Genomic DNA, 17,086 nt, shown 5'->3' on the forward strand with positions numbered 1-17,086 from the left:
CAAGGCCACGCGGCAACGATCCATTCCGGCCCGCGGACCAGTCAGGTCACTCGACGCGGGTGAGCGGCGGGCATTCCCATACCGCGTCCACGACCTCGCGGTGCGGACGGTACATGCGCAGGATCACGAACCAGGTGCCGTTTTCGGGTGTGGGCAGCCAGTTGGACTCGCGGTCCTCTCCCGGTGATGTGGACTGCAGATGGAGGGTCAGACCGCCATCAGGGTCCATGACGAGCCCGGTCGTGCGGTCCCCGACCGAGTAGCGGTTGGCCGGGTTCGGGATCAGGTTCATGTCGTCGCCGTACGCGGACAGGGACCAGAAGGCATCGACGGGCGGCATCGCGCCCGCGTCGAACCGCAGCGCGTACCGGCCGGACGACAGCTTGTTGCCGTCCGCGTCGTCGTAGTTGAGCAGATAGACCGCCTCGTCGGGATCGTTGGCCATGATGCCCGCCAACGACTGGTCGGCGGCACGCTTGACGAAGTCGTCGCCGAAGCGGCCCATCTGCGGTGGCGGATAACGCCAGCCGTTCACCACATGGGCCCACTCACCACTGAGCATCTGCTGTTTGAGCATCGGCACGCCGACAGCCGCAGCTCGGATGAGGTTCTGTCTCACCGCCTCGGGCTGGGCCTCGACGTCGAGACCGGGACCGATGCCGACCTCGGCGAACTGCTTGAGCAGGATCGCGTGGTGTGCCGGTGGCGGGTTCTCGGCCAGCATGGCGTTGAGCGTCTTCCAGGGGCCGAGGGGATCCTGCGCGGGGTCCACCGGCGCCGGCACCTCATGGCTCGCCGGGAGCAGCGCCGGGTCAACGGGGCCGCCGCCGCTGCCGAAGAAGCTGAGCGGAGTGAGCCGGTACTGAGCTTGGAGCGTCTGTACGTTCGGCACGTCGTCCTCGCCGTCGACCAGCGTCCTGCCGAGGATCAGGATCCACGGGCTCGGCGCGGTCGCGACACGGCGCACACCATCGGGAAGCTTCCCGCTCCAGTCCGGACCGACGATCGCGAAGTGGCCGGCCTCGGATCCCGTGGAGCGCTGACCTATGTAGTCGAAGTTGTCGGAGGTGATGCCCATCAGCTCGAAGGAGAAGTAGCGATCACCCATGTCCGGATGCGAGAGAATGACCGGCTCGCTGCGCAGGTTGACCCACGCGGTCGAGTACAGGGTGTCGTTGTTCGGACAACCGCCGTCCCGGTACGAGGCGTCCAGCAGCCGCTGCGCGTGCCAGAAATGGTTGACCGCCGCGTACGGCACCGTCGCCGGGTCACGCGGCTGGGTCACCCACTGGTGGCGCAGCCTGGCGTTGTAGATGTACGGAAAACCGTAGACGAATGCCTGCTCACCCAACGTGTAGGCGTATTCCCCACGCCAGTCACGCACTCGTCCGGTCAGGAGGGGTGTCACCGCCTGCCGCACCAGCGGCAGCGCCTGAGGCAGATGCCGCAGCCGCTCCACCACGGCCTGGGGGTGCCGTACGGCATCCGCCGCGGCCCGACCGGCGGCGCCCGCGGCACTCGCTGCCCGGTTGATGGTGGTCGTGACGCCCGCGCCATCGTCGTGCGTCCGCCGAAGGGGGCGGTGATGTGTGGCATGTGTGGCTTCGGACATGATCATGTCCTCCCCGTCGTGAACACCTAATGGGAAGCCTCTGCACCACTTCTCACCATAGGTCGCATCCGGAGGAGCGCCAACGCGGCGCAGATGTCAGACGCGGTCAGCCGTGATGAGCAGGTACTGGAAGCTGCCGTTCTCGTAGGCGCTCAGGAACGTTTCCTCGATGCCGGTGACCAGGTGGTCGGCCTGCTTGCGGAGTTCCCAGTAGGGGATGGTGTCGGCGGTCAGGTCCTGGACGTGGACGGGGACGAGGCGGTTGCGGGCCATGGCGCGGAAGTATTCCGACCGTGGGTGGATGTCGCAGATGTAGTGGGCGTTGATGAGAGACACCTCCCGGGAGGCCCGCCCGTAGGCGTCGTTGTAGCAGCCGGTGATCGTCACGTAGCGTCCGCCGCGGCGCAACAGCCGCGCGTGCTCGGCGAACAGCAGGTCGAGTTCGACGTACATGGTGGACTCGTTGTTCCAGGAAGCCGCAAACGCACCGGAGGGCAGGCCGGTGTCGAGCATGTTCCGGTGGTGGTAGCGGACCTTGTCGTCGATGTTCCGAGTGCGGGCCTGGGCATTGGCGAAGTCGGCCTGTTTCCCTGAGATCGTGACGCCGTCGGTGTGGCATCCGTACCGCAGATGGGCCACCACACTTCCGCCGCCGCGCCCGCAGCCTGCGTCGAAGACGCGGTCGGCGCGGGAGAGAGGGCCGAGATGGGAGGCGAGGAGGTCGGCCTGTGCCTGTTCCAGTCGGTGCAGTTCGGCGGTGATCCGGTCACGGCGCAGAGCAGCGTCGTCCCCGTCTCCGCCCCCGTCCCGGCCCGCGTCGAGTACCGACCAGTCGACGTCCCCGATGCCGTAGTGGTGGTGGTAGAGGTCGTCGATCTTTCCGAGTTCGAGGTTGACCGGGTTCTCCTCGGCGTTCCAGTAGTCCGCGACGCGGGTCTGGTACGTCGACTGGCAGGTGGCCTGGGTCGGCATCGGCGCTGCCGCGGTACCGGCATCGGTGATGGGCAAAGGTGACTCCTTGTGGCGCGGTGGACGACGGGCCGGGCGGCAGGGCGTTACCAGTAGTTCGGCAGGTGGTAGCGGTGGGTGTTGGTGGCGTGCCATTCGTGGTTGCCGGACACCCAGGCGGCCAGGCCCCTGGCGTAGCGCTCGACGAGAGGTGAGGTGGCGGACAGAGCCGCCGCCTCCTCCTCGAACGCCTCCATGACCTGGTTGTGGATCTCGACCGCCTTCAGAAAGGCGGCCTTCAGCCCGCACCGTTCGTTCGCGGCGATGACCTGAGGCAGATTGAGATGGCTGGGATCGTTGGCCAGTTCCTTGGTGAAGGAGTACAGGTCGTTGACGATCGTGGTGGCGTTGCCGGCGAGTGCGGTGATCCGCTGGATCTCGGGCCGGACGTAGAGGGCCTCGGGCAGCTCGTAACCGTCCACGGCGTCGACGATCGACAGGCAGGGGCGGAAGTTGTTGAACTGCCGCATCATCAGGTACTCCCAGACCGGTGGCACGTACCGGATCTCGGCCCAGGCGGCCTCACCGAGATAGCCCAGATGCAGCCGGGCGAGATCGTGCACCAGCCGGTCGGTCTGGCTCGGGGTGGCGAAGACGGCGTAGTCCTTGAGGGCCCCGTGATACGAGCGCAGTGGCCCGTCGGCCTGTATGCCGCGCCGCCACCGCGCTTCCAGTTCGGGAGTGGAGTGGAAGGGGTCGAGCGCGGACTGGGCCCTGATCAGCCTGCCGCCGAGGCCGCGCGATGAGCCGCCCCTGTCCTCGTCCTCCTCGCAATAGCAGTTGTCGACGAGGTTCTCGGCCAGCAGCAGCTTGCCGGCCACGGTGAGACGTTCGAGGTCGGCCGCGCCCGGATGCTGGAGTACGACGGCCCGGCCGAACTGGAACCCCGCGAAGTCCCCCGTCCACGCCTTCGGGAACGCGTCGAGCCGACGGACCCAGGCCTCCAGCCTGCGGTCGACCTCCTTTGCCTTCCCCGGGTCCGCGGGCGCGGCGGGCCGGTGGCGCAGCCCGGGGATCGCCCCGGTCCGCCGGGCTTGCGTGAGGGGGACGAGGCGGGGCGGCCCGGGCAGTCGCGTCGGCGATCCGGAAGCCGATGGTGTGCTCATTCCGCGGTCCGTCCGACCTGGACGTTCTCCAGGATCCCCGCGGCGTCGGGTACGAGGATGGCCATCGCGTAGTAGGCGGTGACCAGGTAGCTCATGATCGCGGTGCTGTCGATGCCCATGAACCGTACGTTCAGACCGGGCTCGTACTCCTCCGGGATGCCGGTCTGGTGCAGGCCGACGACTCCTTGGTCCTTCTCTCCCGTGCGCAGCGCGATGATGCTGCTGGTGTGCTGGGGACTGATCGGGATCTTGCTGCACGGGAAGAGCGGAACGCCGCGCCACGCCGGTACTTCGTGGCCGTCGAGGTTCACGGTGCCGGGCACGAGCCCGCGCCGGTTGCACTGCCGGAAGAAGGCCGCTATCGCCTTCGGGTGGGCCAGGAAGAGCCGGGTCTTGCGGCGCATCGACAGCAGTTCGTCGAGATCGTCGGGCGTGGGGGGACCGGAGAAGGTGCTGACGCGCTGGCCGTAGTCGACGTTGTGCAGCAGACCGAACTCGCGGTTGTTGACCAGCTCCCACTCCTGGCGCTCGCGGATCTCCTCGATGGTCAGCCGGAGTTGCTGCTCGGTCTGGTTCATCGGATGGTTGTAGAGGTCGGCGACCCTGGTGTGGACGCGCAGGACGGTCTGGGTCAGGGACAGCTCGTATTCGCGCGGGGCGAGGTCGTAGTCGACGAAGCCGCCGGCGAGGACCGGTTCGCCCACGTGCCCGGCCTGTACGGGTACGTCGGCCTCGCCCTTGCGGTTCATGGGCTTGCTCTGCTGCTGTGCGAAGGCGTCCAGCTGGGCGGCGAGCGACGGGGTGCGCTCCACGAACGCCAGGAGCGTGTCCCAGTTGAGTGCCAGCACCACGCCCGGAGTCTCGGCCCGTACCGAGCTGAACCACAGCGGGTCGGCCTGGCCGATGGCCTCGTCCCCCATTCCGTCGCCGTCCGAGATGACTCCGGTGACCTCCTGCTCGCCGTACTTGCCGGTGGTGTAGCGGGTGAACCGGCCGTGGACGACGAGATAGGCCTCGGTGACGGGCTGCCCGGCGTCGAAGAGGACCTGGCCCGTACGCACCTCACGCACCCTGAACCGTGAGGAGATCTCCTGGAGGGCCGCGGTGTCGGAGTAGCCGCGCAGGGCGGGCAGCTCGGTCAGTGTCTCGGGAATGACCCTGATGTCGTCCGCGCCGTTCTGCTCGAACTGCACCCGGCCCCGGCCGACGCGGAGTTGGAGTCGCCGGTTCACCCGGTAGGCGCCGCCCTTGACGTCCACCCAAGGCAGCATCTTGAGCAGCCATCGTGAGGTGATGGCCTGCATCTGAGGTTCGGACTTGGTGGTGGTGGCGAGCTGACGTGCCGCGTCGGTGCTGAGACTGGTGGACCGTGGTCCGTCGGCGGTGGGCTCGGCGGCGCTGTCTGGGGAGCTTTCCGGGACTGTCACATGTCCTCCCGATACGTGAGCGGGCGCGGGTGGAAACGCACGAAGATCAGCGAACAAGGCGGGGTGTCGACGCCGTACGCCTCGGGCAAGGGCTCCTGCTGCCCGGCCATGGACGACGTCTGACCTGAACCCGTGTCGAAGGGGCGCCCCGACGACGCGTCGGAAGCCGAGCGGCGTGGGTTCACGGAGGCGGTGGGGGTCGAAGACGGATTCCGGGGAGGTGGGCGCCAGGACAGCAACCTCGTGACGGTCCGGGCAGGTGGGCAGCGCGCGCCCCATGTCAAGCGAAACAGTCACCGGTGGCGGTCGGAACCGCGTGAAAGGGGCGCATTCGTGCCCTCGAAGTGGGCATTCATTGCGCGAGGCAGACCGGCCATGAGGGCGCGCTCGCACGCCGGTCGCCGGGACCCGCGCCACCGGCGCGAGGGCGTATGAGCGTCTCAGCTGGGCGTTCCTCTTGATCAGGTGGCCCCGCTCGAATGATCAAAAGTGCGTCGGGCTACCATCTGAGCGCCACCTAGCTCGAAAGATGAATCTGTGACTGTCAATGACGACTCGTTCACCAACTGGAACCACCGCGAGGAGATCGCGGAGTCGATGATCCCGATCATCGGGAAGCTGCACCGGGAGCGGGACGTCACGGTCCTGCTGCACAGCCGTTCCCTGGTGAACAAGTCGGTGGTGAGCATCCTCAAGACCCACCGGTTCGCCCGGCAGATCGCCGGCGAGGAACTCTCGGTCATCCAGACGCTGCCGTTCCTGCAGGCTCTCACCACGCTCGATCTCGGCCCGTCGCAGATCGACATCGGCATGCTCGCCGCGACCTACAAGTCCGACGACCGTGGTCTGTCGGTGGCGGAGTTCACTGCCGAGGCCGTGGCCGGCGCCACGGGCGTGAACAAGATCGAGCGCCAGGAGCCGCGCGACGTCGTCCTCTACGGGTTCGGCCGCATCGGCCGCCTCGTCGCCCGCCTGCTCATCGAGAAGGCCGGCTCCGGCAACGGGCTGCGGCTGCGTGCCGTCGTCGTCCGCAAGGGTGCCGGCCAGGACATCGTCAAGCGCGCCTCGCTGCTGCGGCGTGACTCCATTCACGGCCAGTTCCGGGGCACGATCACCGTCGACGAGGCGAACAGCAAGATCGTCGCCAACGGCAACGAGATCAAGGTGATCTACTCCGACGACCCGCTGTCGGTGGACTACACGGAGTACGGCATCAAGGACGCCATCCTCATCGACAACACCGGCAGGTGGCGTGACCGCGAGGGTCTGTCCCAGCACCTTCGCCCCGGCATCGCCAAGGTCGTCCTGACCGCACCGGGCAAGGGCGACGTTCCCAACATCGTCCACGGCGTCAACCACGACACGATCAAGCCGGACGAGCAGATCATGTCCTGCGCCTCCTGCACCACCAACGCGATCGTCCCGCCGTTGAAGGCGATGGCGGACGAGTACGGCGTTCTGCGCGGCCATGTGGAGACCGTCCACTCGTTCACCAACGACCAGAACCTGCTGGACAACTACCACAACTCCGACCGCCGCGGTCGTTCGGCGCCGCTCAACATGGTCATCACCGAGACCGGTGCCGCCTCCGCCGTCGCCAAGGCGTTGCCCGACCTCAAGGCGAAGATCACCGGCAGCTCCATCCGCGTCCCGGTTCCGGACGTGTCGATCGCCATCCTCAACCTGCAACTCGCCCGCGAGACCACGCGCGAGGAAGTCCTCGACCACCTCCGTGACGTTTCGCTGACCTCGCCGCTCAAGCGCCAGATCGACTTCATCAGCGCCCCCGACGCGGTCTCGAGCGACTTCATCGGCTCGCGTCATGCCTCGATCGTCGACGCCGGCGCGACCAAGGTCGAAGGCGACAACGCGATCCTCTACCTCTGGTACGACAACGAGTTCGGCTACTCCTGCCAGGTCGTCCGCGTCGTCCAGCACGTCTCCGGCGTGGAGTACCCGACCTACCCGGCCCCGGCGGTCTGATCGCGGCGGCCTCTCCCGGTCGGCGTTCAGTTGCCCTCCGCTCCCACCGTGCCCCGGCGGTCCTCCGACCGTCGGGGCACGGTGCGTCGCTCGCGTTACGCGGAGAGTTCCTTGCTGATGCGGTCCAGCATGAACGCGGAGGATTCCTCGGCGCGTTCCTCCCAGCCGAAGACGCACGCGGTGGCGACACCGTCGAAGTTCAGTTCCCGGAGTGTGCCGAAGAAGGCGTCCCAGTCCACCTCGCCCTGGCCGATGTCGAGGTGTTGGTGGATGCGGGCCGTGGTGCCGGGCGGGTTGAGGATGTAGCGCAGGCCGGAGGAGCCCTTGTGGTTGAAGGAGTCGGCGATGTGGACATGGTGGAGCTTGCCGCCGGCGTAGCGCATCATCGCCGCGATGTCCGCGCCGACGTCCGAGGCTCCGGAGAGATGGAAGGAGTGCGGGGCGCAGTAGAGGTAGTTCACCCAGGGCTTGTTGACGGCGCGAACGAGGTCGACCGCCGGCGTGTTCTCCTCACAGAAGTCGTCCGGGTGCGCCTCCAGATTGAGGGCGATGCCCTCGCGTTCGAAGACGGGGAGCAGTTCCTCCATGGAACGCCAGAAGGCGGCCTCGCTCTCGGCGGCTCGGTCGGGGCGGCCGTTGAACTCCGAGTTCATCAAAGGGCATTCGAGCTCTGCGGCGATCTCGATCATCCGCTTCCAGTAGCGGACGGCGGCCTGCCGTTCGGTCTCGTCGGGCGAGGACCACTTGTAGAGCGGGAGTACGGAGGAGAGCTGGACGCCGTGCCTGCGCAGTGAGTTCTTCAAGTCGGCCACACGCTCGTCGTCCGCCCGTGGATGCAGGAAGAACGGCATGAAGTCGTCGCGCGGGGACAACTCGATGTATCGGTAGCCGAGTTCGGCGACCGTGCGGACCATCTCGTCGAGCGGCAGGGCGCGGAACATGTACGGGTCGAGGGCGATCTTCATGCGGCGCCTCCGTAAAGGGCGGGGCGGGGCTTCATGTCCACGGTGACGACGGTGCCGTCGGACTCCAGGGAGCGGACGGCGGCGTCGGTGATGACGGTGGCGGCGTAGCCGTCCCAGGCGGAGGGGCCGGTAGGCTCGCTGCCGGTGCCGACGGCCGCGACCCATGCGCGGAACTCGGTGTCGAAGGCGTCGGCAAAACGCCCCTTCCAGTCCTGCGGTACGGCGGTCGCGTGGTGTCCGGCGGTACGGACCCCGACGGCGGCCGGGTCGGGCAGCCGGACCAGGCCCTCCTCGCCGACGGTCTCGCACTGGATGTCGTAGCCGTACTGGCAGTTGACGAAGACCTCCAGGTCGATGCGGACCCCGTGGGCGGTCTCGAAGAGCATGATCTGCGGGTCCTTGAGGTGCGCGAACCGCTTGCCGGTGGCGCGTGGGGTGATCACCTGGGCGGAGACGATCTCGTCGTCGAGCAGCCAGCGCAGGACATCGATCTCGTGCACGGCCGTGTCCTGCGCGGCCATCACGGAGGTGTACGACTCCGGCACGGTCGGGTTGCGGTGGGCGCAGTGCACGATCAGCGGGGCGCCGATCGATCCCGAGGCGAGGACCTCCTTCATCTGGCGGTAGCCGACGTCGAAGCGGCGCATGAAACCGACCTGGACGAGCCGACGGCCGTGGGCGCGCTCGGCCTCGACGATACGCAGACAGTCCTCGGCGGTCGTGGCGAGGGGCTTCTCGCAGAACACCGGCTTGCCGGCCGTGACGGCGTTCAGGACGTGCTCGGCATGGGTGGGGCCCCAGGAGGTGACGAGAACGGCGTCCACCTCTGGGGAGGCGATCAGATCGGCACCGGTCGGCAGTGCGTCCGCGCCGACGCGGGCGGCCACCTCGGTGGCGCGGGCCTGGTCTATGTCGGTCACCGCGCTCACGCGTGCGCCGGTGACGGCCTCGGTGAGTCGTCGTATGTGGTCCTGGCCGATCATTCCGGCACCGATGACACCTACACGTACGGTCATGGTCGTTTCCTTGAAGAGGGGGGTCAGGAGATGAGTCGGAAGAGGGTCAGGAGAAGCGCGTCCGGACGCCGGGTTGCGGACAGGCCTCAGCCGTCCAGGTGTTCACGTGTGCGTACGGCGATGGGCAGCGGCACATCGGGAGCGCACGGATGCAGGTCCTGCTCGACGATCACGAACAACTCGGCGTCAAGTCCCGCGAGTTCGGCCACCACATCGGCCGGGCTCGGCACGCCCTCCGGCGGGGACACGCACACCCCGCGCCGTACGGCCTCGCCGAACGAGAGGTTCTCCGCGGCGACCTGGGCGAGGACTGCCGGGTCCATCTGCTTGATGTGCACATGGCCGACGCGCTCGCCGAAGCGGCGGATCAGGTCCAGGTTGTCACCACCGCCGTATGCCACATGGCCGGTGTCCAGGCAGAGGTTGGTGTACCGGCCGTCGGACGCGTCCAGCAGCCGCTCGATCTCGGGCTGGGTCTGTAGGTGACTGTCGGCGTGTGGGTGGATCACGAGCCGTATGTCGTACTCGTCGAGGAGGAGTCGGCCGAGCCGGTCGGCGGCGCGGCCGAAGCCCGCCCACTGCACGGCGGTCAGCTCGGGCGACTCGGTGAACGCGCCGGTCTTCTCGTCCCGGTACATGGGCGGGATCAGGACCAGATGGTGGGCGCCCGCGGCGGCGGTCAGCGCGGCCACCTGCCGTACGTGCGCGAGCATCTCGTCCCAGGCTTCCGGTCGGTGCAGCGCGCCGAAGGCGGTGCCGCCGGAGACCTGGAGCCCACGGGCGTCGAGTTCGGCCTTCAACCGCTGCGGGTCGGTGGGGAGATAGCCGTACGGTCCGAGCTCCAGCCACTCGTAGCCGGCCTGCGCGAGTTCGTCGAGGAAGCGGGTGTACGGGACCTGATGCTCGTCCTCGGGGAACCAGACGCCCCGGGAGTCGGGGGCGGAGCCCAGGCAGAGGTTGCCCGCGGTGGTGCGGAGCGGGGAGGGCGCCGGTGCCATGGCGTGTCCTTGGGGGAGGGGGCGGGGGATTGGCGGCGGTCTGCCGATGGGTTCTCTCGCGCGCTCTACTAGCGCGCTCTAGTGCGAGTACGATGGCCCGTGTCCAAATGTCATGTCAATAGCTTGGTGCTGGGAGATTTCGCGACTGCCCGTAGGGTGGGCGCCGTCGAAGGGTGGGTACGCAGGTGGACGCATCGGGCAAGCAGCGGCCCACGATGGCGGATGTCGCTGAGAAGGCTGGTGTGTCCCGTGCGCTGGTCTCGATCATCTTCCGGAATCAGCCCGGCGCGAGTCAGGAGACCCGCGAGCGGGTGCTGCGTGTCGCCGACGAGATCGGCTACCGCTTGGACAGCGCGGCCAGGCTCCTGGCCCGCGGCCGCAGTCGCACGCTCGGTGTGATGTTCACCGTCCATCAGACCTTCCACTCGGACCTGATCGAGGGCATCTACCCCGAGGCCGAACGGCTCGGCTACGACGTCGTCCTCTCCGCGAGCTCCCAGGGCCGCAGTGAGGCCAAGGCGGTGGAGGCTCTGCTCAGTCACCGTTGCGAGGCGCTGATCCTGCTCGGTCCCGAGGCGGAGCCCGCGTACCTGGAGGAACTCGGTCACCGCACGGCGACCGTCTCGGTCAGCCGGCGGGTCCCCCGGGCCCGCGTCGACTTCGTGCACAGTGCCGAGGCGAAGGGCATCCGGCAGGCCATGGACCATCTGGTCGAACAGGGCCACCGGCGCATCGTGCACATCGACGGCGGCCGGGGCCCCGGTTCGGCCGAACGCCGTCGCGCCTACCGGGCCGCCATGCGCCACTACGGCTTGGAGCCGGAGATCCGGGTGATCCCCGGCGACCACACCGAGCGGTCGGGCATCGAGACCGGCCGCGTGCTCCTGGCGGAGCGCGACAGCGGGCAACCGCTGCCGACAGCGGTCCTCGCGGGCAACGACCGTTGCGCGATGGGCCTGTTGATGGCGCTGGCGCGGGCAGGCGTCGACGTTCCACACGACATGTCCGTCATCGGCTACGACGACAGTCATCTCTCCCACCTGATGCCGATCGGTCTGACGACCGTTCGCCAGGATGCGGTCCTGATGGCCGAGCACGCGGTGCGGTTCGCCGTGCAACGGCTGGAGGACGATGGTCTGGAGCCGCGAGAGGCGGTGCTGGACCCCAAACTCGTGGTGCGCGGCACGAGCGGGCCGGTTCCGTCGGACGGCCCTGAGGGGTAGGCGGCGGCGTCGGGGCACGGGGCGGCGTCTGCCGGGCGCGGTGACCCGGCGCATGGCAGGGGCGTTGGCATACGCGACGGTGCCTCCCTCGCCGCCGAGGACTGCCCGATGCGGCCAAGGGAGGCTCGGCCGCTGTGCCCACAGCGCCGGTCGGATGCCGCTAAGCGGGTCGGGCGAAGTCCGCTGCGGTTCGGCAGCGCCCTGAAGGGGCGCGGGGAACTGCGCGACCGGCCACGATGGAGCCGCAGACGATCGACGGCACCTCCCCGCACTTCCAGCGGAGCCCTTAGCGCGTGCCGTTCTGCGCGAACTCGGCGACGGTGTCGGCGTTCTCCTTGGTGACGAAGGCGGGTCCGGTGAGGACCGGCGCCGTGCCGCCTCCGCTGACGTTTCCGTTGGTCTTGTACAGCCACAGGGCGTCGACGGCGAGGTAACCCTGGAGGTACGGCTGCTGGTCGACCGCGAACTCGACCGATCCGCTCTGGACGGCCTTCACCAGGTCCTTGTTGAGGTCGAAGGTGGCGATCTTGGCCTTGCCGCCGGCGTCCTGCGCCGACTGCACGGCCGTGAGCGCGAACGGGGCGCCGAGGGTGACCACTTGGTCGATGGAGGAGTCCTGCCGGAGCTTGGCGGTGATCGTCGCCTTCACCGACGGCATGTCGGTGCCGTTGACGTAGAGGGTGTCCGTCTTGCCGGTGAATCCCTTCTTCAGCCCGGCGCAGCGGGCCTCCAGCGCGACCTGCCCCTGCTCCTGGATGACGCAGAGGGCGTGCTTGGCGCCGAGCCGGCTCAGGCGTCCGCCGAAGGCCTGGCCGGCGATGTTCTCGTCCTGGCCGAAGTACTCGAGCATGTGGAGTCGCTTCCAGTCGTCCAAACCGGAGTTGAAGCCCACGACCGGTACGCCGGCTGATTCGGCCTTGGCCGCCACCGCCTTCAGGGCGTCGGGCTTGGCGGCGGTGAGCGCGATGCCGTCGACCTTCTGGTCCAGGGCGTTCTGCACGAGGTTGGCCTGGTTGCCCGCGCTGGGGTCGCTGGAGTAGACGAGCTTGACGTTGTCCTTGGCGGCGGCAGCTTGGGCGCCCTTGCGGATCAGGTCCCAGAAGGTGTCGCCCGGGGCAGCGTGGGTGATCATGGCCACGGTCATGCGTGGGGTGTCGGCCTTGCCCGCGGAGGCGGCCGCGCCGCGTTCCTCGGACTTCTTGCCACCCGAGCCGCTGGAGCAGCCGGCTGCGATGAGTGTGCAGGTGAGAACAGCACCGGCCAAGGCGGCCGCTCGGTGATTTCTGCGCATGTCCGTTGCGCCTCTCTGTACTGGTCAGGGTGGGTTTCGGTGGGGCGTGGGATGGCGTCGACACCCGGCGGGCGGGCTTGAGGGCTTTCGGCGAAGGGGAGGGACGCGCTCGGCCGTGCTCGGCGGCCGCGGTGGGTGTGTGACGGCGGAACGTGGAGCGGTGGGGTGGCCGACGGTCGTGGGTGCGGACCGTCGGCCCTTCGCGACCGGAGACTAGAGCGCTTTATTAGCGCGCTCTAGTGGCACGTACTATGGAGCGCTCTCCAAGTGATGTCAACAGGTTTGTCAGGACGTTCCGACATGTGCCGGTGACTGGACATGGTGGTGGGCGGCCCTCGGCGGCCGTCGACTTCATGGGAGCCGGCATCGAAGACAGCCGGTGCGCTTGTTGGCCAAGTGGCCGGTCTGGACCGGGACATGAGAGGGCGCGAGATCGGGGTCGTTCGGTTGCCGACCGGTCCGCGGTGACCGGACGAGCGCCGAGGCGCCCCTACTTCGCTCTTCAGGGGCTCCGAGTCGGTGCGCGGCCCAGGCCGGAGCTTGGAGTCGGAGGCTCGACGTCCGCCGCGCCCGCCCGGTCGGCGCTCGGCCGTGCGACCGTCCCACCCGTCCCGTAGAAGGCGACAGACCGCAAGAACACCACATGGCTTTGGCCAGATTGGACGTCTGACGGGTGTTCGAACCCGGCGATACTCAGAGCTGGGCAATCCGCCCCAATCCCCACATCCACCGGAGGTCTCTCATGCCCCAGACCAGCGTTGCCACCACAGCCGTGCTCGATGCCTGGCTGGCGGGCGCCGAGAGCGCGTACGGCCAGTCCAACCCCGCCGGGCCCCTCTACGTCGGAGGCGCCGCCGCCGAGGCCGCGCTCACCGACCCGAGCGACTCCCTCTACGGCTTCTGTTCCAGCCCGAGTGGGTCGCACGGCAGCTGGTGTTGCTGATCGCCTGCGGTGACTCCAGGGCCCTTTGCGAAGGGCCTGCCCGCTGAATGCCCTCTCCAGGGCGCGCCTATTGACCGTATCGCCTGCGGAGTACGCCTCTTCGGGGGCGCCCCTGCGGAGTGCGGTTCATAAAGCCGGAGCGTGGGAAACCGCGCGCCAAGCCACGACGCGTCCGCACCCGGGAACGCGCCGCGGCCTGCCGAGTTGGTTGCCGCCCGCCCCGCGCGCGTCGGGGACGCGGGGGTTTCCGGCTCGGTCGGTTGCTGCCGGGTGCGGATGGGTCCGGGCTGGTCGCACAGTTGCCCGCGCTCCCTCGGAACGACCGCAAGAAGCGAGTTCACGGCGGAATGGGGAGGGTGGACGGTGAGCGGATCGGCGCCGGAAGGATCGGAAAGGCCGGGGAAGCCGGGGGAGTCGGGGAGGCGGGACGAGGCGGAATGGTTCGCCCGACCCGTACGGACCATCGCCCGCCCGTGGCGGGAGGAGCTGGCCCGGCGGCTGGCCTCCCTTGACGCCCTGAGCCGGGACGAACAGGAAGCGGTACTGGAAGCCGGCCACACCCACCTGCTCAAGTCCCTGCACGCGAAGCTGTCCCGCCTGTTCCTCATCGAACTGCACGCGCTGCGCATGACCGCGGCCGGCGGACGCCACGCCGAGGACGCGGGGGCGGGATCCGACACGCGGACGTGGACCGCGTTCCTGGAGCAGGCCGGGGAGGAGGGCTATCTCGACCGGCTGGCCGGCCGATACCCGAACGTCGGCCCGCGGATCGCGTCGGTGGCGCGGCTGTCGGTGGCGGCGACGGCCGGATTCGCGGAACGGCTCGCCGCGGACCGCGAAGTGCTGCGGCCGCTGCTGGGGGGATCCGCGGGGGAGATGCGAGCCGTGGCGTTCGGGGCGGGCGACACCCACCGGGGCGGCCTGACGGTCAGTCGAGTCGACTTCGCCGGCGGGAGCGTCATGTACAAGCCCCGGCCGTCCGAATCCGACATGGCGCTGGGCGCGCTGCTGGACGAGCTCTACGCGGACTTCCCTGGCGCCCCGTCGCCCGACGAGCGCATCCGGGTGCCGCGGACACAAGCACGCGAGGGCTACGGCTGGGCCGAGTTCGTCCGCCACCGCTACTGCGCCGGCGAGGCCGAACTCGCCGCGTTCTACCGGAACGTAGGGCACTGGCTGGCCGTCCTCCGTTTCACCGGCGGCACCGACATGCACGCGGAGAACATGATCGCCGCGGGTCCCGTGCCGGTGATCGTGGACGCCGAGACGCTCTTCGACGCCCCCGCGCCCTTCCCGCCCAGCGGCCGGGGCGACGCGGTGGACGTGGCCGCGGCGGCCATCCGCCGTACGGTGCTGCGCACCGGACTGCTGCCCGTACGCGGCACCGGCTTCGCGCTCGGCGGGGTCGACATCTCCGGAGTCGGGTCGCTGCCCGGCCAGCAGCCGCTCATCCCGAGCCCGGTGATCGCGGACGCCGGCACCGCGGCGGCCCGTTTCCAGGTGGACCTGGTGGCGATGCCCACCGCGGGCAACCACCCCAGCCCCACTCCCGTGCTGAGCGCGTACTGGGACAGGATTCTGGCCGGCTTCCGCGAGATGACCGCGCACCTGCGCCGGACCGGGGCGGATCCGTACCGGCTGCTGCGCCGCTTCGAAGGCGCCCAGGCACGGCGGATCCTGCGGCCGACGCAGGCGTACGTCGACATCGGCCGGATGCTCTGGCACCCGGCGTCGTTGCACGACGAGGCGGCGGCGGTCGAACGAGCCCGGGACATCCTGCGGCGCAACGCCGAGGTGCTGCCCGGCGCGCCGACCGAGCGTGCCGCCATCGACGGCGAGATCGCGGACCTGTTGGCCGGTGACGTGCCGATGTTCACCTTCACCGTGGACTCGGCCGCCGTACGGACCACCGTGGAGGACTGGCGCACCGCCGACCTGGCGCTGGAGGAGGCGGTGATCCAGGACGCGCTGGTCGGCGCGTACCTCAACGAGCGTTCGCTGCCCACACGGACGCAGGCCGCCGCCCGCGACCCGCACGCCCGGGACAGGGAGCGCCGCCGCCGTGACCTGGCCGCGCAGATGGTACGGCGGCTGTGCGACGGGGCGGTGCGCGGTGAGGACGGTACGGTCACCTGGATCAGCCCCGTCTTCACCCCTGCGGGGTGGTCGATCAGGGTGCTGCCCGCGGACCTCTACACCGGGCAGGGCGGGGTGGCGCTGACGCTCGCGGAGTACGTGAATGAGGTGCGGGCCGGGCGGGCGGAGGAGGTGCCGGGCGTCGCCGAGACGTTCGAGGGGGCGTTGCGGGTCCTGGTCGGTACCGAGGACCGGACACCGACGCCGTCACCCGGGGCTTTCAGCGGTGCCGCGTCGCAGGTGTGGACGTGGCTGGCGCTGCACCGGGTGCTCGGTGAGGACTGGCTGCTGGAGCGGGCCGCCGCGAGGGGCCTGCTGCTCGCGGAGGGCCGACTGGTCGAGGACGACGTCGAGGTGGACCTCCTCAACGGGGCGGCAGGCGCCGTCGTCCCCCTGCTCAACCTGGCCGTGGCGACCGGGCAGGACCGCTGGCTCGGCGCCGCCGCGCACATCGGCCGCCGACTGACCGGGCTGGCCACCCTCGACGAGAGCGGCGCCCGCTGGACGACCCGGCTCAACCCCGAGGGCATCGGCGGCTTCGCCCACGGCGCCACCGGCATCGGCTGGGCGCTGACCCGGCTCGCGCTCAGCGACGCGGGCTCCGCGGCCGAACGGTGCGACTGGAACCACCTCGCCGAGCGGGCCTTCGCCTATCAGGAGTCCCTCTACCAACCCGAGCACGGCAACTGGCTCGACGTCCGCATCGGCGCCGAGGAGGACTTCTTCACCAGCTGGTGCCACGGGAGTGCGGGAGTGGGCATCGGCATGCTCGACCTCCACCGGCGCACGGGCGATCCCGCCCACCTCGACATGGCCCGTCGGGCCGCACATGCCTGCGTCGCCGAGGGCTTCGGCTGGAGCCATACCCTGTGCCACGGAGACCTCGGCCTCTGGGAATTCCTCACGTCCATGGCCTTCGGCGACCCCTCCGACCTCGACGCCGAAATCCTCACCGGCCTCGAGCAACGCGGCCCGGTCGGCGGCCTGGCCCGCGAGGCGTTCTCGCCCAGCCTCATGTCCGGCCTCTCAGGAGTACTTCACACCCTCCTGCGCATGCACCCCGCGGCCACCCTGCCGAATCCCCTCCTCCTCGACTGACCCGCCCCGGCCGTCGTCGCGGAGGTGGTCGCGTTCCGTGTCCGACCGGGCGGCCACCGTGGTGAACGCGATGCCGGACGGGCAGCGTGAGCCCCTGGTCGCCCGCGGTTGGCGGCCGGGCGGCAACCCTGCCGACCCCGCGCCGGGCGCCGGTGCGGGGTCGGTTCCGTCGATGCGTGGTCCGGCGCGTGCGGCACGCGCGCGGCAGTCTTTTCCGGCGCTTTGCCGACAGTTCCTGGCTGCGCTCGCAAGCTGTCCTGGGGCGGTGCACTGTGGAACA

The 17,086-nt window shown here is 69.4% G+C and carries 13 protein-coding genes; 5 read left to right on the forward strand and 8 right to left on the reverse strand.

What is annotated here, in order from left to right; all coding sequences use genetic code 11:
• Window positions 1–46 precede the first annotated feature (46 nt).
• From ACZ7M2_RS28700 to ACZ7M2_RS28715, 4 genes are all read right to left on the reverse strand, one after another.
• Complete coding sequence (locus ACZ7M2_RS28700; protein ID WP_471597724.1) at window positions 47–1,612, reverse strand: DUF1254 domain-containing protein; 1,566 nt, start codon at window positions 1,610–1,612, stop codon at window positions 47–49.
• 96 nt (window positions 1,613–1,708) lie between these two features.
• Window positions 1,709–2,584 (reverse strand): geranyl diphosphate 2-C-methyltransferase, encoded by an 876-nt coding sequence (locus ACZ7M2_RS28705; protein WP_471597829.1) that lies wholly within the window; start codon window positions 2,582–2,584, stop codon window positions 1,709–1,711.
• An 83-nt stretch (window positions 2,585–2,667) separates the two neighbouring features.
• Window positions 2,668–3,726 (reverse strand): family 2 encapsulin nanocompartment cargo protein terpene cyclase, encoded by a 1,059-nt coding sequence (locus tag ACZ7M2_RS28710; RefSeq protein ID WP_471597725.1) that lies wholly within the window; start codon window positions 3,724–3,726, stop codon window positions 2,668–2,670.
• A complete protein-coding gene (locus ACZ7M2_RS28715; protein ID WP_471597726.1) occupies window positions 3,723–5,153 on the reverse strand; it encodes a family 2B encapsulin nanocompartment shell protein in 1,431 nt (476 codons plus the stop codon). The genes ACZ7M2_RS28710 and ACZ7M2_RS28715 overlap by 4 nt, the downstream gene beginning before the upstream one ends.
• On the opposite strand from ACZ7M2_RS28715, the gene ACZ7M2_RS28720 reads away from it, so the two are divergent.
• Window positions 5,154–5,276, forward strand: coding sequence for a hypothetical protein (locus ACZ7M2_RS28720; protein WP_471597727.1), 123 nt, complete (start codon window positions 5,154–5,156; stop codon window positions 5,274–5,276). It begins immediately after the preceding gene.
• Between the two features lie 414 nt (window positions 5,277–5,690).
• Window positions 5,691–7,136, forward strand: coding sequence for a glyceraldehyde-3-phosphate dehydrogenase (locus tag ACZ7M2_RS28725; protein ID WP_403692151.1), 1,446 nt, complete (start codon window positions 5,691–5,693; stop codon window positions 7,134–7,136).
• A 95-nt stretch (window positions 7,137–7,231) separates the two neighbouring features.
• Here the strand turns inward: ACZ7M2_RS28725 and ACZ7M2_RS28730 are convergent, their stop codons facing one another.
• The 3 genes from ACZ7M2_RS28730 to ACZ7M2_RS28740 all read right to left on the reverse strand — a co-directional run bounded on the left by ACZ7M2_RS28730 (window position 7,232) and on the right by ACZ7M2_RS28740 (window position 10,115).
• The gene (locus tag ACZ7M2_RS28730) at window positions 7,232–8,101 is read right to left on the reverse strand and encodes a sugar phosphate isomerase/epimerase family protein (RefSeq protein ID WP_471597728.1); all 870 of its coding nucleotides are present in this window, start codon (window positions 8,099–8,101) and stop codon (window positions 7,232–7,234) included.
• On the reverse strand, window positions 8,098–9,117 hold the full coding sequence (locus ACZ7M2_RS28735) for a Gfo/Idh/MocA family oxidoreductase (RefSeq protein ID WP_471597729.1): 1,020 nt from the start codon (window positions 9,115–9,117) through the stop codon (window positions 8,098–8,100). Before ACZ7M2_RS28735 ends, ACZ7M2_RS28730 begins: the two co-directional genes overlap by 4 nt.
• A gap of 86 nt (window positions 9,118–9,203) precedes the next feature.
• Window positions 9,204–10,115, reverse strand: coding sequence for a TIM barrel protein (locus ACZ7M2_RS28740; protein ID WP_471597730.1), 912 nt, complete (start codon window positions 10,113–10,115; stop codon window positions 9,204–9,206).
• Window positions 10,116–10,330: 215 nt separating this feature from the next.
• Between ACZ7M2_RS28740 and ACZ7M2_RS28745 the strand changes: the two genes are divergently transcribed.
• Complete coding sequence (locus tag ACZ7M2_RS28745; protein ID WP_470052976.1) at window positions 10,331–11,338, forward strand: LacI family DNA-binding transcriptional regulator; 1,008 nt, start codon at window positions 10,331–10,333, stop codon at window positions 11,336–11,338.
• 286 nt (window positions 11,339–11,624) lie between these two features.
• Here ACZ7M2_RS28745 and ACZ7M2_RS28750 read toward each other — a convergent pair whose 3' ends face one another.
• Window positions 11,625–12,629, reverse strand: a complete 1,005-nt coding sequence (locus ACZ7M2_RS28750; protein WP_471597731.1) for a substrate-binding domain-containing protein — start codon at window positions 12,627–12,629, stop codon at window positions 11,625–11,627.
• A 742-nt stretch (window positions 12,630–13,371) separates the two neighbouring features.
• On the opposite strand from ACZ7M2_RS28750, the gene ACZ7M2_RS28755 reads away from it, so the two are divergent.
• Together ACZ7M2_RS28755 and ACZ7M2_RS28760 are read left to right on the forward strand one after the other, a co-directional pair.
• Window positions 13,372–13,572 (forward strand): DUF6229 family protein, encoded by a 201-nt coding sequence (locus ACZ7M2_RS28755; protein WP_352047503.1) that lies wholly within the window; start codon window positions 13,372–13,374, stop codon window positions 13,570–13,572.
• 363 nt (window positions 13,573–13,935) lie between these two features.
• Window positions 13,936–16,806: a type 2 lanthipeptide synthetase LanM family protein gene (locus ACZ7M2_RS28760; protein ID WP_471597732.1), complete on the forward strand. Its 2,871-nt coding sequence runs from the start codon at window positions 13,936–13,938 to the stop codon at window positions 16,804–16,806.
• Window positions 16,807–17,086: the final 280 nt, after the last annotated feature.

The organism is Streptomyces sp. NPDC111507 (genome assembly GCF_055638955.1).